The organism is Thermoanaerobacterium xylanolyticum LX-11 (assembly GCF_000189775.2).
In the GTDB taxonomy this organism is placed as follows: domain Bacteria; phylum Bacillota; class Thermoanaerobacteria; order Thermoanaerobacterales; family Thermoanaerobacteraceae; genus Thermoanaerobacterium; species Thermoanaerobacterium thermosulfurigenes.
In genome coordinates this window covers 152,549-176,754 of sequence record NC_015555.1, presented here as the reverse complement: position 1 = coordinate 176,754, position 24,206 = coordinate 152,549, and the positions used below count along the sequence as shown (strand labels likewise).

22 protein-coding genes and 1 pseudogene are annotated in these 24,206 nt (G+C 36.4%); all 23 read right to left on the bottom strand.

What is annotated here, in order from left to right:
* Positions 1-13: 13 nt before the first annotated feature.
* The 23 genes and pseudogenes from spoIIR to purR all read right to left on the bottom strand — a co-directional run bounded on the left by spoIIR (position 14) and on the right by purR (position 24,058).
* Positions 14-649 carry a stage II sporulation protein R gene (gene spoIIR, locus THEXY_RS00890; RefSeq protein ID WP_013786987.1) on the bottom strand — a complete coding sequence of 212 codons (636 nt, stop codon included), beginning with the start codon at positions 647-649 and terminating at the stop codon, positions 14-16.
* A 95-nt stretch (positions 650-744) separates the two neighbouring features.
* Entirely contained in the window at positions 745-1,893 is a 1,149-nt protein-coding gene (locus tag THEXY_RS00885; RefSeq protein ID WP_013786986.1) for a Ger(x)C family spore germination protein, read from the bottom strand.
* Entirely contained in the window at positions 1,890-2,984 is a 1,095-nt protein-coding gene (locus THEXY_RS00880; RefSeq protein WP_013786985.1) for a GerAB/ArcD/ProY family transporter, read from the bottom strand. Before THEXY_RS00880 ends, THEXY_RS00885 begins: the two co-directional genes overlap by 4 nt.
* Positions 2,968-4,581, bottom strand: a complete 1,614-nt coding sequence (locus tag THEXY_RS00875; RefSeq protein WP_041592043.1) for a spore germination protein — start codon at positions 4,579-4,581, stop codon at positions 2,968-2,970. Before THEXY_RS00875 ends, THEXY_RS00880 begins: the two co-directional genes overlap by 17 nt.
* Before the next feature lie 19 nt (positions 4,582-4,600).
* The gene (locus tag THEXY_RS00870; protein WP_013786983.1) at positions 4,601-4,813 is read right to left on the bottom strand and encodes a CLC_0170 family protein; all 213 of its coding nucleotides are present in this window, start codon (positions 4,811-4,813) and stop codon (positions 4,601-4,603) included.
* 85 nt (positions 4,814-4,898) lie between these two features.
* Entirely contained in the window at positions 4,899-5,621 is a 723-nt protein-coding gene (locus THEXY_RS00865; RefSeq protein WP_013786982.1) for a nucleotidyltransferase family protein, read from the bottom strand.
* Positions 5,622-5,628: 7 nt separating this feature from the next.
* The gene (locus THEXY_RS00860; RefSeq protein WP_013786981.1) at positions 5,629-6,306 is read right to left on the bottom strand and encodes a GntR family transcriptional regulator; all 678 of its coding nucleotides are present in this window, start codon (positions 6,304-6,306) and stop codon (positions 5,629-5,631) included.
* Positions 6,299-7,165, bottom strand: a complete 867-nt coding sequence (gene ispE / locus THEXY_RS00855) for a 4-(cytidine 5'-diphospho)-2-C-methyl-D-erythritol kinase (protein WP_013786980.1) — start codon at positions 7,163-7,165, stop codon at positions 6,299-6,301. Before ispE ends, THEXY_RS00860 begins: the two co-directional genes overlap by 8 nt.
* Positions 7,166-7,319: 154 nt before the next feature.
* Positions 7,320-8,852, bottom strand: coding sequence for a DUF3794 and LysM peptidoglycan-binding domain-containing protein (locus THEXY_RS00850; protein WP_013786979.1), 1,533 nt, complete (start codon positions 8,850-8,852; stop codon positions 7,320-7,322).
* A gap of 123 nt (positions 8,853-8,975) precedes the next feature.
* Positions 8,976-9,239, bottom strand: a complete 264-nt coding sequence (locus tag THEXY_RS00845; protein ID WP_013786978.1) for a Veg family protein — start codon at positions 9,237-9,239, stop codon at positions 8,976-8,978.
* A 195-nt stretch (positions 9,240-9,434) separates the two neighbouring features.
* Positions 9,435-10,283, bottom strand: a complete 849-nt coding sequence (yabG, locus tag THEXY_RS00840) for a sporulation peptidase YabG (RefSeq protein WP_013786977.1) — start codon at positions 10,281-10,283, stop codon at positions 9,435-9,437.
* 72 nt (positions 10,284-10,355) lie between these two features.
* Entirely contained in the window at positions 10,356-10,907 is a 552-nt protein-coding gene (gene spoVT / locus THEXY_RS00835) for a stage V sporulation protein T (protein ID WP_013786976.1), read from the bottom strand.
* Between the two features lie 97 nt (positions 10,908-11,004).
* A complete protein-coding gene (locus tag THEXY_RS00830; RefSeq protein WP_041592042.1) occupies positions 11,005-11,919 on the bottom strand; it encodes a peptidylprolyl isomerase in 915 nt (304 codons plus the stop codon).
* Positions 11,920-11,959: 40 nt separating this feature from the next.
* Positions 11,960-15,460, bottom strand: a complete 3,501-nt coding sequence (mfd, locus tag THEXY_RS00825) for a transcription-repair coupling factor (protein WP_013786974.1) — start codon at positions 15,458-15,460, stop codon at positions 11,960-11,962.
* 5 nt (positions 15,461-15,465) lie between these two features.
* Positions 15,466-15,834, bottom strand: a complete 369-nt coding sequence (locus THEXY_RS00820) for a hypothetical protein (protein WP_013786973.1) — start codon at positions 15,832-15,834, stop codon at positions 15,466-15,468.
* Positions 15,822-16,394 carry an aminoacyl-tRNA hydrolase gene (gene pth / locus THEXY_RS00815; RefSeq protein ID WP_013786972.1) on the bottom strand — a complete coding sequence of 191 codons (573 nt, stop codon included), beginning with the start codon at positions 16,392-16,394 and terminating at the stop codon, positions 15,822-15,824. The genes THEXY_RS00820 and pth overlap by 13 nt, the downstream gene beginning before the upstream one ends.
* Positions 16,395-16,527: 133 nt before the next feature.
* Positions 16,528-17,883 carry a S1C family serine protease gene (locus THEXY_RS00810; RefSeq protein WP_013786971.1) on the bottom strand — a complete coding sequence of 452 codons (1,356 nt, stop codon included), beginning with the start codon at positions 17,881-17,883 and terminating at the stop codon, positions 16,528-16,530.
* 239 nt (positions 17,884-18,122) lie between these two features.
* Positions 18,123-19,544, bottom strand: coding sequence for a sensor histidine kinase (locus THEXY_RS00805; protein WP_013786970.1), 1,422 nt, complete (start codon positions 19,542-19,544; stop codon positions 18,123-18,125).
* A gap of 1 nt (position 19,545) precedes the next feature.
* Positions 19,546-20,229: a response regulator transcription factor gene (locus tag THEXY_RS00800; RefSeq protein WP_013786969.1), complete on the bottom strand. Its 684-nt coding sequence runs from the start codon at positions 20,227-20,229 to the stop codon at positions 19,546-19,548.
* Positions 20,230-20,319: 90 nt separating this feature from the next.
* Complete coding sequence (locus THEXY_RS00795) at positions 20,320-21,309, bottom strand: ribose-phosphate diphosphokinase (protein WP_284700607.1); 990 nt, start codon at positions 21,307-21,309, stop codon at positions 20,320-20,322.
* Positions 21,273-22,646 carry a bifunctional UDP-N-acetylglucosamine diphosphorylase/glucosamine-1-phosphate N-acetyltransferase GlmU gene (gene glmU, locus THEXY_RS00790; RefSeq protein ID WP_013786967.1) on the bottom strand — a complete coding sequence of 458 codons (1,374 nt, stop codon included), beginning with the start codon at positions 22,644-22,646 and terminating at the stop codon, positions 21,273-21,275. Before glmU ends, THEXY_RS00795 begins: the two co-directional genes overlap by 37 nt.
* 109 nt (positions 22,647-22,755) lie before the next feature.
* Complete coding sequence (spoVG, locus tag THEXY_RS00785) at positions 22,756-23,037, bottom strand: septation regulator SpoVG (protein WP_013786966.1); 282 nt, start codon at positions 23,035-23,037, stop codon at positions 22,756-22,758.
* A 158-nt stretch (positions 23,038-23,195) separates the two neighbouring features.
* Positions 23,196-24,058, bottom strand: a pseudogene (purR, locus tag THEXY_RS00780) (pur operon repressor).
* Between the last annotated feature and the right edge of the window lie 148 nt (positions 24,059-24,206).

Below are 24,206 nucleotides of genomic sequence, written 5' to 3'. Positions count from 1 at the left end.
CTAAGTTTTCCTCCTAATCTTTTAATGCCATTCTTATTTCATTAAAATATCTTTCCAACACTTCCACAACTTTAAATTTTACCTGTGGTTTTTCTGTCTCTATCATGGACAATTCATCTTCTGACAAGAACCTGCTTAATTCCTTCTTCGTTTCTTCACTTGTAAGCCCATGTGTTATATCGATAAAACACAGTGGCGGAAACATCACACACCACCAATTTTTCCCCTCTCCTTTGCCTATAACAATCTTAAGTGCATTATAATTTCCTGCAGGCAGTGTGATTGTTCCGTAGTATTTTGTAGGAAAATCAAAGCGACCGTACATGACTTTGACACCATAATTTTTCCCATTGGCGTAAACAGCATCTTGCGCTATCTTTTGTATGTATGGTATGTTCTTCTTTATTATTTCTTCTGACTCCTTTAGATTCGTCACACCGATGAATTTATCGTTCATGCTTTTGATTACAGCATCTCTCACTTTTAGCTTTAGGCTTTGGTCCTCTTTAGAATCGCTGTTGGCTATAACGTGAAATCTGATAAGCTTATTTGAGATATCTTTTTTCATGGCGTATGTGTCATCGTTTTTACTTATCTCAAAGAGGAATACTGTAGAAATTATCAGAACAATTGCAAAAAAACGCTTCATTATGTATAATCCCCCAATTATTTTTATTTGACAATTGCAATTAAAATTGTCTTCGATTTCAATTATTGCCAAACAAAATGGGAATTATACAAAATTTATCTAAATAAACCTATCCGCCTAATGTGCGTAGTCACAATAGGCTCCACCACAACATCCGGAAATTTCTCATTCCAAGTTGGCCCAACTTTGCTCCAAAGCGAAGGATTGTACTTCTCAATGTAGTCTCCTACACCAATCATGTCGACTTTTAAGTCCTTCTGAAATTTTTTAAGTGACTCATTTATCATTTTTTTAATTACGCCGTCAGCTTTTTTCTCCATTGTGCTTAATACATTTGTGTCAAACATCTGTCCATGCTTTTGAAAGCTGTATTCTGTCACTTCTCCTTCAACATCGTATTTTAATTTGTATATTATTTTTCCATTTTGTTCAGTAACCTGTCTCTTCATAACTGTATTTGTGATGTTAAATGGCACCTTTACTTCCTTACCGTCAGTTGTAGGCATGTTAAACGTAATGTCTCCACCTTTTACAAAGCCCATAAGCCACATGTACCCCATGTTTTCCCCATCTGACAGCCATCCCGCCAGTCTGTAATTTTTTATGATGGCAGAACCAGCAATTTTTAGTTCATCTTTTCCCGCTGATATGACTGGAATTATGGCATTTCCATTTGTGTCATGCAACGATTTAGTTATTTTATTGTAATCTATATTAGGAAATATTGACGTCCTGTTGTACTGTTTAAATATATCATCAATATATGCACCAATATCTGGATCAAATTTGTAATTTTTAAGCAGTATATCTTGTGCCTTGCCATTTGTCACCAGCAACCTTAACTTCCTGCTTAATTCATAGCTTCTATCTAAAGTATCCAACACTTCAAGGAATTTATCCCTATTGCTGACTACATCCTTGCCTAATATTACAGCTTTCGTATGACCTAAAAAAAGCCTTTTATCAAGCCTTGTGCTTACATGACGGGATGCAGAAAAAACTGTATCCCCAATTTCTGAAATGGAAAAATTAGGCTGTCCACCACCGCCACCACCGCCACCTGCAGCACTGGACACCTGTTTTACATTTGGAAATTGGAAAGTCACTACGTAATTTTTGGCTTGATTCGACGTGTCAATCCCTATAGCCATCACAAATGCTCTGTCTTCTATTTCTACTTTGTCCCAGCATCCTGTCAAAATTAACGGTATAATCAGTATCAATGTGATAATGAGTTTCTTCATTGCTTTTCACCTCCATGCCTTATTTTCACTATAGCCCACATTAACAAAGGAAGGATGATCACAAAAAACAGAGCTAAATATATGGCGTATGATGCGTATCTGTATACCTCTACGATTGATTCAGGTATAAGTGCCATGAAGTATATGATGGGTATGAGCGGTATAACCAGATATGAATGTTCCCTCGCCTTTATAAGCTTTGACAAGCTCAGTGTAGCAGCATAATGAAAAGCCGATATAGATGTAAACACCGCAAACGTCCAGATACCCATTATAAGGCTTTCAAGATTTTCAATAAAAAAGCCCGGAAAATTTATGGATTTTATGACTGTAAGCAATGGCCATAATTGAACACTTGTTTCCTTGTATCCAAATATGCCTATGGTAAAAAACGTGATGTAAAGATAAAAAAATATTATAGAAAAAAATGATACATTTATGCTTTTTTTTAGCTTGTTTCCTAATTGAATATATGGAAATATGACGTACAATATTTCAAATCCGATAAAACTGTAGGTAGTCTGCAAAACACCTTTTGCAAGCCTTAAAGGTGAAATCCTAAGCACAGGCAAAAAATTGCTTAAATCTATATCTGTAATGGCTGGCAAAAGGATGATAATTGCAGGTATAACCATTATAGGGAAAAGTATCTCTGACATCCTTGCAATGGGTTCTATCCCATATCGCACAATGTACGCTGATGTGAAAAGCAAAGTTATCATTATAACCTCTATAGGGGTGCTATTCAGTAGGTATGACTTTGCAACTTCACCGAATATCCTTAAATTCAAACTGCAAAAAATCAAAAAATACACTATTAAGAATATTGTAAGCAAAATAGACACAGGCTTAGTCAGAAGCTTTTCGGAATACTCTACAAATGTCTCCGTCGGAAATCTTGACGCTACATAACTTATAATCCTGGCAAATACCAATGCCACAAGTCCCCCTAAAAGTATCACAATAAGACCATTGGGTCCTGCTGCTTTAGCCACGTCTGCAGGCAAGCTTAATACGCCAGCTCCCAACATAGTAGTAAAAAGCAATATAGAAAGCTGATTTTCTGAAATCTTGTCATTGTTTTTTATCATTATTATCCCTCCGGTCTACTTCTACGCTTTCGATCTTTTCCGGCCTTAAATCTTTCATCCGCTTCTTATCCTGAGTATCAAGTGTAGGGGGCCTCTTTTTAAAGACCATTAGCGGCGCTCTTATAATTGTGTCTGCCAAATCGCTTAAATTTATCTCTACAAATGGAGATAAATATGGTAGTCCAAAGCTTTTAAGCACAACTAAATGTGTCAGCATAATTATAAAGCCAAGCATTATGCCGTATAACCCCAATACAGCCGCTAATAGCATAAAAGCAAACCTTAAAAGTCTAAAGGCAATGGCAGCGCTGTAACTGGGTATAGAAAAAGACGAAACGGCAGTAACTGCTACCACTATTACCATCAGCGGGCTTACGATTCCTGCCATTACAGCAGCCTGACCGATGATCAAACCGCCTACTATACCTATCGTCTGACCTATTGGAACAGGAAGCCTTATTCCGGCTTCTCTTAAAAGTTCAAAAGTCGCTTCCATTATCAATGCTTCCATAAAGGCAGGAAATGGGACACCTTGCCTTGTTGACGCTATATAAAGAGCTAATTTTGTAGGTATCATGCCAGGATGGTATGATGTAAAAGCTATGTATATAGATGGACCTACAAGGGCAATGATTGCCGCCGTAAACCTTAGTATCCTGAGAAGTGAGGAAATCATCCATCTCTCAAAATAGTCTTCAGGCGATTGGAATAGTGTAGCCAACGTTGTAGGTATTATCAGGGCAAAGGGTGAATTATCTATTAGTATGGCAATCCTTCCCTCCAACACTGACGCAGCCACTTTATCAGGTCTTTCGGTGTTAAGCATCTGTGGAAATGGTGAATGCCAGTCTTCTTCTATAAGCTGCTCAATGTAGCCGCTTTCTAAAACACCGTCTATGTCTATCTGATTAAGCCTTTCTTTTATCAATGACAATAAATCTTTATTGACTATGTCATCTATGTAAAGTAAAGCAATATCCGTCTTAGACCTTTTTCCTATTTGCATCTGCTTTATCTTAAACTTTGGATCCCTTATCCACCTTCTGACAAGAGCTGTATTCACCCTCAAAGTCTCAGTAAAACCTTCTCTTGCTCCCCTTACAACCATTTCTGTCTCAGGAGGTGCAACAGATCTCATCTGCCATCCTCTGCTGGATATAATGACAACTTTAGAATGTCCATCTAAGAAAAGAGCAGTATCACCTGAAAGTATAGATGTTATACATTTGTCTAAATCGTCAATTTCCTTTATGTCGCCGCCAGTTATGGCTGCCTTTTTAATTACTTCGTATATGTTTTTTTTGATCTCATCAATTGAAGGTTTTGCCTGCCTTGAATCAAGCATAAGGGAATGCATCACGTGCTCGTTTATGATGCCTTTGTCCACAAGCCCATCCACAAATACTAACTCTAATTTGTGCTGGAATTCCTCCCCAACCCAAAATTCTCTGTAAATTATGTCATCAGAATCTTTTAACATATCCTTTATGTACTTTATATTTTCTTCAATATCTTCTTTAACCTTTGGACTTTCCACATCTTTGCCTTCCCTATTATCATTGTTTTTATTTTTAAAAAGTTTATTAAAAAATCCCAAAAAAAGCACCCCTTTCTCATCAAATCGGTGAAAATTTAATGATTATGTACATAACAGCATCAATTAAAAGATACGCTATGCCTATATTTCTGCAGATTTTTGAATCTTTATCAAGACCTTTTTTCTTCAAATCTTTAGGCTCAAACACCGATTCATAAAAACCTGTTATGAAAAGTACGGTAACCAGATACACGTTAAAAACTTGTTTCAAAAAAAGAAATACATTCATCATATCCACATCACCTTTTTTAAGTATTTCACAATAAAAAAAATATATACAAAAAAAATAGGCCTTCGCCTATTCTCATGCATATATATTAAGCTATATACTTATTTGCCATTTCCACGTCTTCGTCCTTATCTACATCATTGCCTATCTCAGGGTATTTAGATATTACGGCTTTTGCGTTAATATTGAAAAGCTCTGACACCTTTCTCTCAAGCTGGCTTATAGTTACACGCCCAAAAGCGAACAATATGAGAATCCTAAAGCCCAGCAACTGTCCTAACTTCCACGGTTTTTTTCTAAACGCTATAAATTGTTTTGCCGCTTCAATGCAGGCATCGACAATTTGAGGATTTATATAAAATATATTTCCACCGGTGAAAGTACCTTCTTTGATTTTAGCGTAGGTCCTCTTTGCATCTGGAAATTTCCTCTCGTTGTCCTCTCTTTTAACTATTGGATAACACAAATCCGCATTCAAGGCTTCAGACTGCTCTACAAAATCTATTACTGCTTCTTTTGTAAGCATAGGAATATCGCACGTCAATATCAATACACGCCTATCATTTTTAAAAGGTTCGATTCCCTTGACGACATTTTCTATTATGGAATTTCCTTGATCTATCAATATATCTATGCCATCTATACATTGGAGCTTCTCCCTGTCGCCTACTACAGCAATCTTATCTACTTTCCCAGAACCTCTTAATGCATCAATGACGTACGATATCATGTACCTATCCTTTATCTTAATAAGAGCCTTTTCCGGAAGCTTCTCATCGCCAGTGCTCCCAGCCAGTATTAAAGCATTCATAATTCATTCACTCTCCATTGCTAAAATGCTTCATATCTTTCACTAAATCATTTTGAAAATTCTGTATGTGTTTCTCCGCCCACTTTTGAGCATTGTCAGAACTACGCATCTCCAATGACTCCAGTATCTTCTTGTGCTCCTGATACAGCTTCTTTGATTTTTTAAAATCGCTTATATACCTTACTCTAAACCTATGAACATGCTCCTGAAGATTGTTCATTATTTGCACCAGTTTTTCATTTCTTGAAGCATTAAATATCAAATCGTGAAATTCCTGATCGTATTTAATCAACTTTTCTACGTCGTTTTCTTGTATCCCCTCATAAAATTTGTCCAATATTTCTTTTAGCTTTTTTAGTTCATCGTCTGTTATCCTTTCAGCAGCAAGTGATGCTGCAAGTCCTTCTAAAGACTGCCTGACTTCAAACGCATTGAGCAGATCCTTCGTACTAAGATCTGACACATATGCACCTTTTCTAGGCACCATGACGACAAGCCCGTCCAACTCCAGCTTTCTTATGGCTTCCCTTACAGGAGTCCTGCTAACTCCCAGTTTCTCCGCCAACTGTACCTCCATAAGCCTTTCTCCTGGCTTAAATTCGCCTGTTATAATAGCATTTTTCATGTAATCAAATACGATATCTCTAAGCGGTTTGTAATTTTCTAATGGCAAATAGTTATTCATAAAGTTCTATCCCCTTATCAATAGTATTAGAAATATATGCATAAAATCCATCAGCCACAAAAGAATCATAAGCAACCCCTAATTTTGCGCTATCATCAAAAACACCGAATACCGTTGGTCCACTGCCACTCATAAGAGTACCTAATGCACCTCTTTCAACCATCGTCTTTTTTATATCGCCTATAATAGGATATTTTTTGATGGTTATCCGCTCCAAGTCATTTCCTAGACTCATACATATATTCATGATACTTCCTGAGTTTATAGCATCAACCATATTTTTAGTATAATTATTTTCTATGAAAGAAAGATTATCATATTCAGTATATACATCCTTTGTCGATACAGATATATGAGGCTTTACTATTAGCAATTTCAAATTGGGCGTATGTAAGTCTTGAAGCACGTCGCCTATACCAGAAGCCACTTTAGTACCACCATCTATGCAAAAAGGAACGTCAGCCCCTAAAGAAACGGCCAAATCTTTTAAGACAGACAACTTTATATTGAGATTCCAAAGTTTGTTTAGAGCGACTAAAGTTGCCGCGGCATTTGAGCTGCCACCAGCAAGTCCTGCAGCAATTGGTATGTTTTTTTCAAGCCTAATGTGAACACCGTATCCACCAAATTCCCTTTTTAATAAATCTGCTGCTTTTATGATTAAATTAGATCTATCTGTAGGTATATCCTTCCTATCGCATTCGAGAAATATGTCATCACACATCTCAAATTCTAATTTATCATATAAATCTATCGATTGCAAAACCATCTCAACAAAGTGGTATCCATCATCTCTTTTCCCTTTGACATCAAGTGCCAAATTTATTTTTGCGTACGATTTCGCCTTTAATTTATCCATAACCAGTTCACTTCCACAAAAAATTTACGCTATATTATATATTATACATTATACACGAAAATCCTTCTACATATGTTTAAATCGACAAATAAATTTTCTCCATGAAATAAAATAAAGTTGGAATAAATCATAAATTCCAACTTTAGCTTAAGCCTCATATTTTATTAGGTATTATAAGCTTTGAGCCAGCCAAAATCCTCTCATCTTTTAATTCATTTACTTTAATTATTTCTTCTTTAGAAGTCCTGTACCTTTTAGCTATGTCCCAAAGCTCATCGTCTTTTTGAACCATGTATATCGTAATGCTGTGCCTATTTTCTTCGCTTCTTACATCTTCAGCTTCTTTTGCATCTATAAGCACATCGTACTTGCTAATTTTAAAGGCATCTACAGTCGCATCGACTACAAATTTAAGTTCTGCCTCTTTCATTGCCATAATGTCATAGGTAATATGCGTTACTTTTAGATCAACAAAAAGATCTCCGTCATCCATCGGTACATCTAAAAACGTCTTAAACTGTGCTTCATCTTTATATGACATCGGATTTCCATTATCGCCTATATATATGATATTATAATCAATCACACCCTCTAAGATGGCTTTTCCGTCTTTTAAAGCATAGTCTGAAAGGACAGGATATGCAACAACATCAATTATTCTACGGATATTGTTTTTAAACTCCACATTTTCTTTAAATATGGCTTGTGATTTAAAGCGCCCTTGCTGACTTATGGCTTCTATTTTCTCGATTACAGGCTCAACGTTTCTGTTGATGCCGTATATGTCTACTGGAATTTCAGTTTCATCTTTCTCTGTCACAATAGTATCAGTCTTTAAAACCAATTCTATGTCGATCATCCTGTTATCTCCGCTTTCATCAGGCAATATCTCTATGTTTTTCTCAATTATTCTTTCATAAGTATTGGCATTCATATAGCTTAATGCACCAGGCACGTCTATAAAATTAGCATAGTTTAGGTCACATTCTTCATAGCCGTACTCATCTTTCGAATCGCCTTCGTACACTATATAGACATGGACGCTGCCCTGTATTATGACGCGATTATCTGTTATTTTAGGCTCATCAGGCTTTATAACCATGTCAACTTTCAATACCTTAGAAACATTAGGTTCACCGTCAGAAATTTTAATTTGCTCTTTCAAGAAAGTCTCTGCGCTGTTTTGACCTACGATATTTGCCAATTTGATGGTCTTTTTCAAATATTCTACCCCTTCATCGCCTTGTATTCCCACTATGGCTTCTTTCTTTTCTTTTGCAAATGCCCTTCCGTATACGCTAACTATTGCCTTTACATTCATTTTTCGGCTATTGATAAGAGAAAAATCTACATGTTCTACCCGGCAGTTGACAATTGATTTGCACTTTGAATCAACACCGTCAATCTCTAAAAAATGCGTAAAATCCACCGACTTGTTAATTTTAGCGAGTTTTTTGTCTTTGTCAGCTACGTATATTATGTTCAGCTTAAGCTGCCCATCAACTTGAATCTTGCCGTCGCTTTCAACAACATCATTTATTACAGATTCTCCTAATACTGCAATAACATTTATAGCATCAGGCATGTCTTCCGGTACTATTACGTCGCTTTCTATAAGCGCCTGACTATCTTCCCCTCCTACAAATCTGTCATAGCTTATGGGGTTTGTCAATGCACCTTGTAACATTTTTTTACCTCCTCATATTAAATATATGATCAAATATAGAAGCTATATTTATCTAATATAATAATATAAAAGGAGGTCACAAAATATGCTAAAAACAAAAAACCGACGACAATCGGTTTTTTGTTACATGCATCGTATTTCCTTTTCACCTTTCATAAGTGTAAGCTCAACTGTATCTGTCAAAATGTCAGAATAACTATATGAGACCCTGCGGGTTGTTCCATGTCCATCTATGACAATAATAAAAATACTGGGATATGTTTTTTCTAAAAATCCTTCACGGATTATTGTCTTCTTTCTACCACCGTTAGTTTTTAGCCGGACTCTGGAGCCAACATGGTCATCCAGCTTCTTTTTAATCTCATGTAGGGCTAATCTATCGGCCAATTTTATCACTCCTTACAAAATTCTGAAAATATTATAACACATTTTTCATCTCCTGTCAAATAAAATATATTATTATACCAGTGAAAAAGTAGTTTGTCAACAAATCAATACATGCTTAAAAACACAAATAAATGCGCTAAATAGAGAAATATCCGATATATACCGAGAAAAATTAATAGCGAGTCAGTTGACTCGCTAAAATTTAGCCTTTGGAACGCCATATCTAAACTTTCCCATCGTCTGCAATCCGCCAATCCCTGCCGAACCTGTGATGGTATCCTGAATAAGTTCTTCAATTTTTACTATCTCATTTATATGAGCGTAAGCTACTTTTTCACACACCAAAACAGGATCAAGACAGTGTATCAGCACTCTTTCAGGTGAACTTGCATAATTTGCTCCTGATGATATTAACGCTTCGTAATTAGACTGGCAAGCACCTGCAAAAATCACCAAATCATCCAACGATGGCTCATAGCTTCTGGCTTTTTTTACAGCTTCTACAAAATACTTTGAGTTTCTATAGTTGTTTAGATCTGAATAGTTTCTGGTGTTTTTCACGCCATCATGTCCTGTCAGTACCAATATATCCGGTTTGTATTTATTTAGTAAAGCCACCACTTTATCAGGCTGCTCTTTTTCATCTACTATTTCTCCATAAGCTATTATATTTGCCTTCTTGTATGCATCTAAGCAAATATTTAGATATCCTTCATCGCCATCTATATGGAGAACCGTGCCAGGTTTGCCGTACGGCTCACTTCGGTTTGATCGCATCACATTTGATTTTCTAAAATCTTTTGATTGAGCAATCTTTTTAATTAGATAATTTGCTTTTTTCTGATATGGTTCATCGTATTCGTTAATCCTGGTCAATGAAGCCGGCATAAGATCATCTTCAGGTGCATCAGCAATAATGCGCATATTTAGTCCGTGTAACAGATAATGTCTCGTTCCTCTATTTTCTATGACATCTATAACTTTAAACAGCAAATCAAAACCGTGTGATTTCCTCACTACTATGTCATTGACTTTAAAAGGCATAAAGATCCCCCCACAACATTATAGTCATTTTCATATACTATAATATGCAGGGTTCTATATACTTGTTATATATTATTCTTCCATTTGTTTTCCTAAGAATGTAGCAGCAGTTTCAGCTATTTTAGCCTCAACATCAGTAAGAACAACGCCGCTTTCTCTCGTAAAGATTATTACAGTTCCAATCGTATCACCTCGTGAAATAATCGGAACTATAACCTGTGATACTGGCATAAATTCCTGTCCTTCTGCTATTGCAATAGTGCCTTTATCTTTGCCTTCGCCAAGTATAACAGTCCTCTTTTCCTCCATGTACTTTTCTAACTCTGGACTTATCGGTTTGTCAATCAATTCTTTTTTAGGCATCCCTGCAACAGCAATGACATTGTCACCATCTGTTATGCAAACAGGTTGTTTTGTTGATTGATATATGCTGTCTGCATATTCTTGTGCAAAGTCTCCAAGTTCACTTATAGGAGAGTACTTCTTTAATATTATTTCACCTTCTCTGTCAGTGAAAATCTCTAACGGATCACCTTCTCTAATCCTCAATGTTCTTCTTATTTCCTTTGGAATTACAACTCTTCCAAGGTCATCTATTCTTCTAACAATTCCAGTCGCTTTCAAATTATGTACCTCCATTTCCTGAAATTTTAAGTTCAAGATTAGTATTTATGCATTTCCATAATTTTATACATAAAAAAGACACTTCTTTAAGTGTCTTTTATATTGTTACTTTTATATTCTGAGGAAATTTCTCAATCTTAGCTGCTTTCTTTAAAGCTTCTGATTTCTGATTAAATATGTCTTGCTTTTTGTTGTTTTCCAAGTAGGATATTATGCTGCTTTTTGCTTCATCAAAAGACTTTGTGTACTTTGCTTCTGATTTTATTATGTGATATCCATACTGTGTCTTAACCGGCTTCGATATTTCTCCCGGCTTTAGAGCAAATGCAGCATCTTCAAATTCTTTTACCATTGTGCCTCTTGTAAACTCTCCAAGTTCACCGCCATTGTCCTTTGTGGAAGTATCTATCGAATATTGTTTTGCAAGATCCGCAAAGTTAGCGCCCTTCATAAGCTTATCGTATATTTCATTGGCAGTTTTCTCGTCAGAAACCAATATATGGCTGGCTTTAACAACCTCAAACTGACTTTTATTGTCGTTATAGTATTTTAAAGCTTCACTGTCAGTAACTTTTACATTTTTCGTCCAGCTATCTACAAGCTTATTTATAAGGACATTGTCTTTCGCCATCTCTTTGGTGACTTTGCTGTTTGTGGCTTTTTCCGCACTGTATTCATCGGTTATTTCTTTGTCTTTCGCTGTAAACTTCTCTTTTTCAGCTTCTTTCAGTAAAAGCTTCTCCAGAATCAGATTGTCCAATACAGAATTCTCAACTACGTCAATAAACTTTTGCTCATTGTAGTTTTGATTCCAGATATCTTTAGTGTACTGTGGATCGCTTTCTATCTGCGCCTTAACCTGATTAAATGAATCCTGATATTCTTTTAACGTTATGTCTTGACCATCAACTTTCGCAACAATGTTTTTGTTTACACCGCAAGAAGTCAGTGTAGTAAGGACCAACGTCAATGCTAAAAATGCTCCTAATCTTTTAAGCTTCAATGCATTCATCCTTTCACATTACTATTTATATACTCATTATATATCAGTTTTAATTTATCTGCAAACATTTAATCTTGCTGACCAAATCGATCAATTCCTTCAATAAGTCTTCCTTTTTGCCATATTTATAGGTGATGTATGGCGGAATTTGACCTGAAAACATTATTTTACCTTTAAATTCATTAACTAAAGCATCAACTATGCTTGAATTTATAGACTTATTGTCCTTAAACTTCAAGATTACGGAATTTCCTCTTTCAGTAATCTCCAATATGTTTGCATCTCTTGCCAGCGCTTTTAAATAAGCCACATCTATAAGAGCTTCTACGGCTTTCGGATACTCTTTAAACCTGTCAATAAGCTCGTCCTTTATATCTTCAACGTCTTTTTCGTTTTCGATAGAAGAAATCTTTTTATAAATCTCAAGCCTTTGATTTTCATCTTCAATATACTCTTTATCTATATAAGCGCTAACTTTAATGTCGATTGCTGTATTGGGCTTGTCTTCTTCAGATACCCCTTTTAAGTTTTTGATTGCCTCATCGAGAAGCCTCAGGTACATGTCATACCCTACAGCATCTATATGCCCATGTTGCTCAGCTCCCAAAAGATTTCCAGCACCTCTTATCTCTAAATCTCTCATGGCGATTTTAAACCCTGAGCCAAACTCCGTAAATTCCTTTATTGCCTCAAGCCTCTTTTCTGCCACTTCTGAAATAACTTTATCTTTCCTGTAAGTAAAATACGCATAAGCTAATCTATTAGACCTTCCAACTCTTCCTCTTAATTGATACAATTGCGAAAGCCCCATCTTATCCGAATCATACACTATTATGGTATTTACATTTGGTATGTCCAAGCCCGTTTCAATTATTGTAGTACACACTAATATGTCATATTCCCTGTTTAAGAATCCTATCATGATATCTTCCAGTTTTCCTTCATCCATCTGACCATGTGCAACAGCAATACGAGCTTCAGGCACTAACTCTTTTAAAATCGAAGCAATTCTTTCAATGCCATCAATTCTGTTGTAGACAAAGTAAACTTGTCCTCCACGCCCTAATTCCCTCAAAATTGCATCTCTTATGAGGTCTTCATTAAATTCTACCACATATGTCTGAACTGGATACCTATCTTCTGGAGGATTCTCCAATACGCTCATGTCTCTTATACCGATAAGGGACATGTGAAGTGTCCTTGGAATAGGTGTCGCAGAAAGAGATAATACATCGATGTTTTCCTTAAGTTTTTTAATCTTCTCCTTATGTTTTACACCAAATCTCTGCTCTTCATCTATGATTAAAAGTCCAAGGTCTTTAAACTTCACATCGTTTTGCAAAATCTTGTGTGTCCCCACCAGAATGTCTACGGTACCATCAGCTACCATTTTAATTATTTGCGATTGTTCCTTGTTGCTTCTAAAACGAGAAAGCATCTCAATCTTGACTGGAAAATCTTTAAACCTTTGTACAAAATTATTGTAGTGCTGTTCGGCTAATATCGTCGTGGGACATAAAAAAGCCACCTGCTTCCCATCTGCAACAGCTTTAAACGCAGCTCTAAGTGCTACTTCTGTCTTACCGTATCCTACATCACCGCAAAGCAATCTGTCCATAGGTTTATCGCTTTCCATATCTTTCTTTATTTCTTCTATGCACCTAAGCTGATCTTCTGTCTCTTCATACGGAAACTTTTCTTCGAAGTCTTTCTGCCACGGTGTATCCTTAGAAAAAGCATATCCTTTCATTGTCTGCCTTTTCGCATAAAGCTTAATCAAATCCTTCGCTATATCTTCAACAGCTTTTTTGGCCCTTTTCTTAAGCTTAGACCAATCACTGCTGCCTAACTTATTTAACTTTGGCGGTTTGTCCTCTGGTCCAATGTATTTTTGCACCAAATCCAACTGTTCAACAGGCACAAACAGCTTATCATCGCCAGCGTATTTTATCTTAAGGTAATCTTTCGTGACACCGTCGACAGTTATTTTCTCTATTCCTTCATATTTGCCTATGCCATAATTTACATGGACCACGTATGAACCAACAGTAAGCTCTGTAAAATTCTTAATCCTTCCATCACTTTTAACTTTAACGGATCTTTTAGGTCTCCTTGATTGGCCAAAAATCTCAACATCGCTTATTAAAGCAAATTTAGCATCTACGTACTCAAACCCTTTGCTGATTGTACCTGGATATATTAACACACCGCCTTCTGGTATGTCGTACTCTTCGTCTTCAATGATAGGAACCTCTAATCCATATCCTATAAGGGAATTTCTCAATAATTTTCCTCTCTCTAAATTGCTGGAAAGCATGACAACCTTGTAACCAGAACTTCTGTAAAACTTAAGGTCATCTGCCAAAAGATCCAATTTGCCGTGAAAAGGGTGCATCGTTCTTGATACAAAATTAACGATTTCTTTTGCCTGTATATTTTCATCAGACTTTACAATTGTGTTCATTAAAATCAGCGACTTACCCGAAAGCTTCCTAAGGATGTCATCATAACCAAACAAAAGATTTGACTGCTCAGGTATGACTTCACCAGACAAAAGCAACGACTTAAAATTCTCATTAAACTCTTTAAGAATATTTGAGGCCCTTTCTTTCACTCTCATATTTTCATCGACTATTATAAAAGCATCATCAAAATAATCAACGATGGAATAAAGATTATCGTAAAAGAAGCCTATCAATTCCCCTATATTTGTTATATTCCTGGTTTCAGAAATATTCTCCATTATCTCATCAAATTTCTTCTTGATCTTTTCTGCTCTGCCGCTTTGAGTCTCTTTTATTTTAGAGATGTACGAATTCACCTTACTGCTTAAATTGGAAAGCCCCTTTTTGATATTCTCATCTTCCAAAATAAACTCTCTGGCAGGAAACAACTCAACTTCGTCTACATTGTCCAAAGACCTTTGCGTGAATGTATCAAAGCTTCTTATAGAGTCAATTTCATCGTCAAAAAGCTCTATCCTAAAACCTTCTTCTTCCATGGGAGAAAAAAAGTCAATTATACCGCCACGTATGCTAAACTGCCCTTTCCCCTCCACCATAGGGACTCTTTCATATCCCATGGTGACAAAAAATGATGAAATCTCATTTAAGTCCACCTTATCGCCAATCTTGTAATTCCTTTTATACTTTAAAAACACGTCTTTAGGCGCAACTTTGTTTAGCACTCCATCTATTGAAGCAACAAATGCATAAGGCTTATCATCAATGATTCTCCTAATAGCAGCAAGTTTTTTGCCTGTGATGTCTAAACTGGACGCATCCACTTTGTAAAAAAGCGCATCTCTTGATGGAATCAAATATGCATCGCCATTTAACAGCGAACTTAAATCTTCATGCATCAATTTAGCTTCCACATCGTTGTATGTTATGAAAAGCACCTTCTTATTTAATTTCTTTACAATGTAGTGAGCAATGTGTGCTTTTTGAGAATCAGTTAATCCATATATTAAAAGCGGTAACCTCTCATCTGTGAGAGCCTCATTTATTTCTCCAACCTCTCTCAAATTTTCTATAGGCTTTATAAACAATGCAATCACCTCAACATAATCCAATTCCAGCACCCATGAATGACGGCTGTCATAAAAATAGCTGCATATATATTTACCTGTCTTAAAACGTAAAAAGCAACAACTCCAAAAACAAGGTGTGTGACAATGCTTAAAACTGATGCCTTAAAATTTATTTCTTTTGGTGATGCAACAAAATCCTTAAAGGCTTCCACAACCCCAAATACGAAATGAGCACCAATGACACTGCCAAAGATGTATCCCATGACAGTTTTAGACGATTCCTCAATAAGTGGCACGCCGTATATTATAGCTTTGTCACCGTACATATCTACAACAAGTTTATTCAAAAAGTACGCTAAAATGGCACTTATAAAGCCACCTACGATAAACATATATTGTTGCCATTGTACAAATTCATGGCATGTTCAACTCCATTCTCTATTATATCCAAGACGGCATTTGCGGCATTATCGATAGAATTTGCAACTATATCCATATCCCTTCCCTCAAATTTACCCAAAACATGCTGTATCATGTCGCCTTTAGGCTTTCCTATGCCTAATCGCACTCTTGGAAAGTCCTCGCTATTTAATATATATATAATCGATTTCATTCCATTATGCCCACCTGCACTGCCTTTCTTTCTCACTCTTATTTTACCCACATCAAGGTCTTTATCATCGTATACCACAATCAAATTAGAAAGTGGTAATTTGTAAAAATCAACTATATCGTAAACAGCTTCACCACTGGAATTCATAAATGTCTGAGGCTTCTGCAGCACTATTTTTTCTCCTTTATAAATACCTTCACCAATTAATGATTTGAATTTTATTTTATTTACAGCTATGTCTAACTTTTTAGAAAGACTATCTATCACTTCAAAACCTACATTGTGCCTCGTCTTTTCATACTCTTTTCCGGGATTTCCAAGTCCTACAACAATGTACATCATAACCCCTCCAGTCATGCTATTTTTTATTATATCACAAAAAACTGTGAAAAAAAGTTTAAGTTTAACAATAAAAAAAGTTCCTTACCAGCGGGAGGAGACTGGTAAAGAACTATTTAGCGTTATTTACATTTTATTGTGCATTTGAACTGCTCATAAGCTTTACTTTTGTACTCATTGTCCTGCCATTTCTCCAGAATGTAACAGTAATCGTGTCACCAACTTTATGCTTAGCTATTATGCTTTGCAGTGCATCAAAAGTCTGTACTTTTGTGCCATCTACTGCTGTTATCACATCACCTGGTTGAAGTCCAGCTTCATCAGCACCGCTTCCTTGCTGTACTTGCGCTATATAAAGTCCAACTGGTATATTGTACTGCGCTGCATCTTGTTGTGTTACTTCCTGTACGCTTACACCCATCATTGGTCTTTCTACATATCCGTGTTTTATCAAGTCATCTATTATAGGTTTTGCTTCATTTATCGGAATCGCAAATCCCATTCCTTCAACAGGCGTGCCTTGACTCTGGAACATTCCAAATGGATCTTGAGTATTCGAACCACCTGTAGATGTTAACTTTACACTTGTTATCCCGACAACTTCACCATTGCTATTTACTAAAGGTCCACCACTGTTTCCAGGATTTATAGCTGCATCTGTCTGAATGAGGTTAACCGGGCCATAATCGCTTTGAAGATTTCTGTTAAGACCACTTATTATACCTGCTGTAACCGTACCTGCAAAGCTTTCACCGAGAGGATTTCCTATAGCAACTGCCAGATCTCCCACTTCAAGTTTTGATGAATCACCTAATTTTGCCGGAACCAAATTCGTAGCATTTATCTTCAATACTGCCAAGTCAGTCTTTGAATCCTTTCCTATAAGTTGGGCAGGGAACTTTCTACCATCAGATAAATTTACTGTTATCTTAGAAGCACCATCCACAACATGGTTGTTTGTTACAATATAGCCTTGTGAATCGATGATTATTCCAGAACCACTGCCTTCAGGCACCAGTGCACTTCCAAATCCATTGGAGTATGATACGCTTGTATCTATTCCAACAACAGAAGGACTTACAATTTTAGCTATATTGGCAATCAAGTTAAAATTGCTATTGTCTGATGATGAAAGTGGCAAGTACCTATTTATAACCTGTGTCTGTTGCCCTAAATTAGTGTATTTCATGATTCCTGCGACAGTTCCACCACCGATAAGTGCTGCAATCAATGCAACAGATACAAATGAAACAAGCATCCTTCTTCTGAATCTTTTAACCATCTTGCCTAAGCTTTTTTTGTTGCTTCTAAATTCTACCCTTGGTGTCGTATAGGTTCCGCTTTCCGCGGCGCTATATGTTGCTGGAATTTCCTGAGTGTCATCTATATTTTCGCCTTTTATGTCATCAGAACCTAAGGCATCGTCAGCCTTGAAATTATCTATTTCATTTTCGCCTATATTTTTGTTTTGTTCATTTTCAAAATCCATATTCATCATCCTCCTTATCATCTCTCATGATTACATTATAAATTAGAATTTTTAATAAACTGTGAACATATTGTAAATTATTTTTAATAATTTCATGTCGATGGGTAAAATAAATGCAGCCCGAGGGGTGGCTCGAGCTGCTATAATAAGGGAGGTCAAGGAGAGGCTTTTCTCTCTCTCGATTATTATTATAACCTTAATTTATGAATAAAGTATGAACAAATTGTAAAAATTTTATTTTACTGCTTAACTTTTTTTGACTTAAGTGTAAAAGTAAATGTAGTACCGTCTGCATCGCTACTGGTAGCCCATATATCCTCATTATGAAGATTTATGATGCTTCTCACAATATAAAGCCCTAATCCGACACCGGGACTACCGCTTCTGGCCTTGTCAACTTTGTAAAACCTGTCCCATATATGGTCAATTTCATCAGGTGGTATCGTCTTGCCTTTATTTTGGACTCTTACATGAACTTTTTCTTTCACCTTCTCTGTAGATACGTGTATATAACCACCGGGATTTGAAAATTTAATTGCATTATCTATTAGATTAGTAAGCACTTGTTCTATTTTGTCTTTATCTGCCTCTACAATTTCTTTGTCGCTTTCAAAGTCCACCTTAACCATGAGATCTTTATCGCTTATCCTTGCTTCCATCTTTATTATGGTCAGCCTTATAAGCTCGTTTATATCAAATTCCGATATGTTTAACGGAAAAGCCCCTGATTCCATTTTCGTTATATCTAAAAGTTCAGATATTAATCGAGACATTCGTCTCGTCTCTTTTTGAGCTATCTCCAAATAAAATTTGGATTTCTCCGCAGGTATAGTCCCATCCACTACGCCATCTATATAACCTTGGATCGTTGACAAAGGCGAGCGAAGCTCATGTGAAACATTAGCCACAAACTCTTTCCTTGCATTATCCATCCTGCCCAATTCGCTTGACATTATATTGAAAGACTTAGCCAAATCTCCTATTTCATCGTCATCTACAACGTTTATCTTTGTTGAAAAATCACCTTTTGCCATTTTTTCTGTTGCAATGCTCATCTCTTTTAAAGGATTAGAGATTCTCTTTGATGTATAAGAAATAAGTATAAATGCTATTATTATGGATATGGCTATGGCTAAAAGCATTATAAAAAATATGTCCATCAAGGTTTTCTGCATCTCTACTATAGGAGCATGCATGAATATGGCACCTTGAATCTTCCCAGCCAGTACAAGCGGAAATCCAACAGTCAAAACAGGCTGCGTAAACCTGCCGCCAAAATATCCCCTTCTTACAATTGTCTCACCTTTTAAAATGCTTTTGATGTCATCTTTGCTTAATGTGACACCTGTCCAATTTTTTTCAAAATTCTTAGACTGTATATATATCCGTCCATCTGTACTTACAACCCATATCGATGCGTTTATAAGCCGGTCAATGACATTCAGATCCTGATTGAGTCTGTCGATATCTATATCTCCTATGAGGTAATCGTTCAACACGGTATTTATCTGCTTTCCTTCTTCTACCATTATCTTTTCTTTATCGCGAAAATAGTAATTTTCAAACATGATGTAAAAAAGGACGGAAAGTATCGACATTGTAAGCAGTATTATTGCAATATTTGTAAAAAGCAGCCTTCTAAAGAGCCTATTTCTGCTCAAATCATTTCACCTCGAATTTATATCCCACACCCCATACAGTAGTTAATTTCCAGTTTGGACCATCCCCTATTTTCTCTCTCAAACGTTTTATGTGCACATCGACAGTTCGGCTGTCCCCCATGTACTCGTATCCCCATACGTTTTCTAACAATTGATCTCTCGTAAACACTTTATTTGGATGAGTACACAAGAAGTAAAAAAGCTCCAATTCTTTCGGCGTAAGGTCAACATTTTCGCCTTTGTATTTCACCTTGTACTCGCTTAAGCTTATAGAAAGATCAGGATATGTGACACTGTCGCTGTCATTTTCCTCATGTTCATACCTTCTCAACACAGCTTTAACACGAGCAACCAATTCTTTCCCATCAAAAGGCTTTACGATGTAATCATCGGCGCCTATCTCCAGCCCCAATACCTTGTCAAATGTATCTCCTTTGGCTGTAAGCATTATAATAGGCACATTTGTGAATTTCCTCACCTCTTTGCACAATGTCATTCCATCAATGCCGGGAAGCATCAAATCAAGTATTATAAGCAAGGGGAGTTCCTCTTTTATTTTGTTCAATGCTGTAATCCCGTCACTGATCTTTACTGTTGCAAAACCTTCTTTTTCAAGATAAAGTGAAATTATTTCACATATATTTCTATCATCGTCAACTATATATATTTTTTTGTTTTCGCCCATATAAACACCCCTCTTTTTAAGACTATTATACATAATTGATTTAAAAACCGCAATGATGGATTGTGCATACAAAAAAAGGCACCTCAGTGCCTATACAAACAATTTGCTTACAGACATACCTTCATATATTCGCATTATGGCTTCGGCCAACAATGGAGCTACAGTCCTTACCTTTATCTTGCTTATCTTCTTCTCTTCAGGAAGCGGAATAGTATCTGTTATGACTAATTCTTTTATTGGAGAATCCATCAACCTTTCTATCGCAGGACCTGACAAAACACCGTGTGTAGCACATGCATATACCTCTTTTGCACCGTTGTCAATAAGTGCTTGCGCTCCTTGTTGCAGCGTCCCTGCTGTATCAATAAGGTCATCTACCAATATGGCTATTTTCCCTCTTACATCACCTATAAGGTTCATTATCTCTGCTACATTAGCTTTTGGCCTTCTCTTATCTATTATGGCTATAGGCGCATTAAGTTTTTCCGCAAAATTCCTTGCTCTTACTACACTTCCGTGATCTGGCGATACAACCACCACGTCTCCGCCCAAATCCTTTTCCATGAAATATTTCGCCAGTATTGGACCGCCAAGAAGATGATCAACTGGTATATTGAAATATCCTTGAATCTGTGCCGCGTGGAGATCCATTGTGAGAACTCTGTCGGCACCTGCAACTGTAATAAGGTCAGCTACCAATTTAGCCGTTATCGGATCTCTTGGTTTAGACTTCCTGTCTTGTCTGGCATAACCGTAATAAGGTATGACAGCAGTTATCTCGCCAGCAGATGCCCTTTTAAACGCATCTATCATTATGAGAAGTTCCATCAAATTATCATTTACTGGTGAACACGTGGATTGAACGACAAATACATTTGCACCTCTTATGCTTTCTTTGATCCTTACGCTTATCTCACCATCGCTAAATGTACCAACTTCTGAATCACCTAATGTAAGCCCTAAGTTTTCGGCAATCTCTCTCGCCAATTCAGGGTTTGAGTTGCCACTAAAAATCTTTATTGCTCCTCCGTGTCTTACCACTCCTATAGTCCTCCTTTTTTTCTTCTTTCTTCTACCCATCCTTCTTTGTTAGTCTGGCGACATCTTGCTATCGCCAATGCTCCCTCCGGCACTTCATCTGTTATGGTGGAGCCTGCAGCTATAAAAGCATTATCGTTGACTTTAAGAGGCGATACCAAATTTACATTGCATCCAACAAAAACATCGTCACCTATGATGGTCTTGTGCTTGTTTTTGCCATCGTAATTGACTACTATAGAACCACAGCCCATGTTTACGCGTTTCCCGACTTCTGCATCGCCTATATAAGTCAAATGAGGCACTTTTGTTCCTTCACCTATGACTGATTTCTTTATCTCTATGAAATTGCCAAGCTTAGCATTGTCGTGTATTACGCTTTCAGGCCTTATCTGAGCAAACGGTCCTAATTTTATATTGTTGTGAAGTTTTGATTCAGTGATCATAGAAAAAACTATTTTGCAGCCATTTCCTATTTCCGAATCGATGATGTATGAATTGGGTCCTATTTCACAGTCTTCTCCAATCGTAGTCTTGCCTTCTATTATAGTACCAGGATATATAATCGTGTCCATTCCTATCACGACATCAGGCCCGATGTAAGTGCTATCAGGGTCGATTATGGTAACTCCGTCTAACATAAACCTTTCATTTATCCTTTTTCTCATGACCTTTTCGGCATCTTTTAGCTGTACTCTTGTATTGACTCCCATTATCTCCTCACTTGAAGCTTGATATGCTCCAACTTTTCCACCTAATCTTATCACTATCTCTATGGCATCCGTCAGATAATATTCCCCTTGTGCATTGTTGTTGCCTATATGTTGAAGCGATTTCCTTAAATAGTCAGAATTAAAAATGTACATTCCGGAATTTATCTCATGGATACCTTTTTCCACATCATTGGCATCTTTGTCCTCAACAATTTTTAAAACATTACCATTTGAATCCCGTACAATTCTTCCATACCCATCTGGAACGTCAAAAAAAGAAGATAATATTGTGATAGAATTTTGCTCTCTTAAATGGAAGTCATAGAATTTCTTCAATGTCTCAGACGTTATAAGCGGTGTATCACCAGTCAAGATCATTACGTTGCCTGTATCAGGCAATAAATCCTTCGAAACCATGACAGCATGTCCAGTACCAAGCTGCTTTTCTTGATACGCATATTTAACACTGTCACCCAATACATTCTTTACCTCATTAGCACCGTGTCCTAAAACCACGACTACATCCTGTGAACCAGCTTCTTTGGCACTCCTTACAACCCACTCAACCATAGGCCTTCCACAGACTTTGTGAATCACTTTTGGATGCTTTGATTTCATCCTCTTTCCAAGTCCTGCAGCAAGTATTAGCGTAACAAAATTATCCATCGCGACACCTTCTAATACATTCTTAATATTTTAACTCTTTACTCCTATACTATTTTAACTATAAATTTGACAAAGTTCAACAAAAAAATAAAAAGGAGAAACCTCCTTTTTATTCCTGTCCTTGCGGCTTGTCCTGCTCTTTAGCTTTTTCGTATTCGCTAAGTATAGCAGATTGAATCTTTGCTCTTGTCTCTGAATTTATTGGATGTGCAATATCTTTAAACTCTCCTTCGGGTGTCTTGCGGCTAGGCATAGCTATAAACAAACCATTCTGTCCCTCAATAACCTTTATATCATGAACAACAAATTCATTATCGAAGGTTACAGAAACCACAGCTCTCATTTTGCCTTCCTCGTTTATTTTTCTCACCCTAACGTCTGTAATTTCCATAAGCTCACCACCTTCCTGCAATATAAGCCAATAATTTATGACTTTTAAACATAAGAAAAATTAAATAAAATTTCTTACCTTAATATTATTCGCCATTAAATCAAAATTTCCTCCATAAAAAATTAAAATTTAGAAAAATTTTGATAAAAAAATTCATTTTATGCCACCACACTATTATTTCCATTATTATGCATATTATACATTATTTTAACCAATCGCTTATCTCCATCTTCACAGTTTCTTTCTCTTCATTCATGTCTACAAGTGTAAATATGGAAAAATAGTTTTTCACAACCTTATTCTCAGGCTCTTTTGTAGATATCATGACACCAGCGCCTATCACTTCTGCATCAAACTCATTCATAAGCTCAATCATGCCCTTTATAGTGCCGCCCGCCTTCATGAAGTCATCTATCAAAACCACTTTTGAATTCCTCTCTAAAGATCTCCTTGAAAGAGACATAGCTTTTATCTGCTTTTGAGAACCTGAAACGTAGTTTATCGAAACAGATGAACCTTCAGTTACTCTATTGTCCTGCCTTATAATCACCAATGGAACGTTTAATGCTTTAGCGCACATGATAGCAATAGGTATCCCTTTTGTCTCAACTGTGACAACAGCATCGACATCTTTATCTTGAAATGGATACGATAGAATTTCGCCTATCTTACTGGCGTACTGTGGAGAATAAATAATGTCGGCAGTGTACAAAAAACCTCCTGGAATAATCCTTTTTGGATCTTGAAGCTTATTGCATATATCTATCATAAATTCGCGATAATTATCTATATTATTTATAGGAATGTACTTTATACCACCGCCAGCCCCTGCAACAGTCTTTATCTTGCCTAAGCCGAACTTTTCTAAGATACCTTGTAATATATCCATGTCTTCTGATGCAGTGGACTTTGCCACATTAAATAAGTCCATAAAATAATTCAAGTTATACAATTTATTGGGGTTTTCGGTCAATATCTTAAGTATGACACTGATCCTCTCGTACCTTTTGTATGAATTCATCGAAAAACCTCCAAAGACAAACTTTTAATTAACATTATATTTTAAAGTTCATTAATTTGCAATATGTGATATAATCTTTTTGTATAGTATTTTATCTTCATAAAGAGACCGTTTTTTGGCAATAATAATAACAAAATTTGAAAGAGGT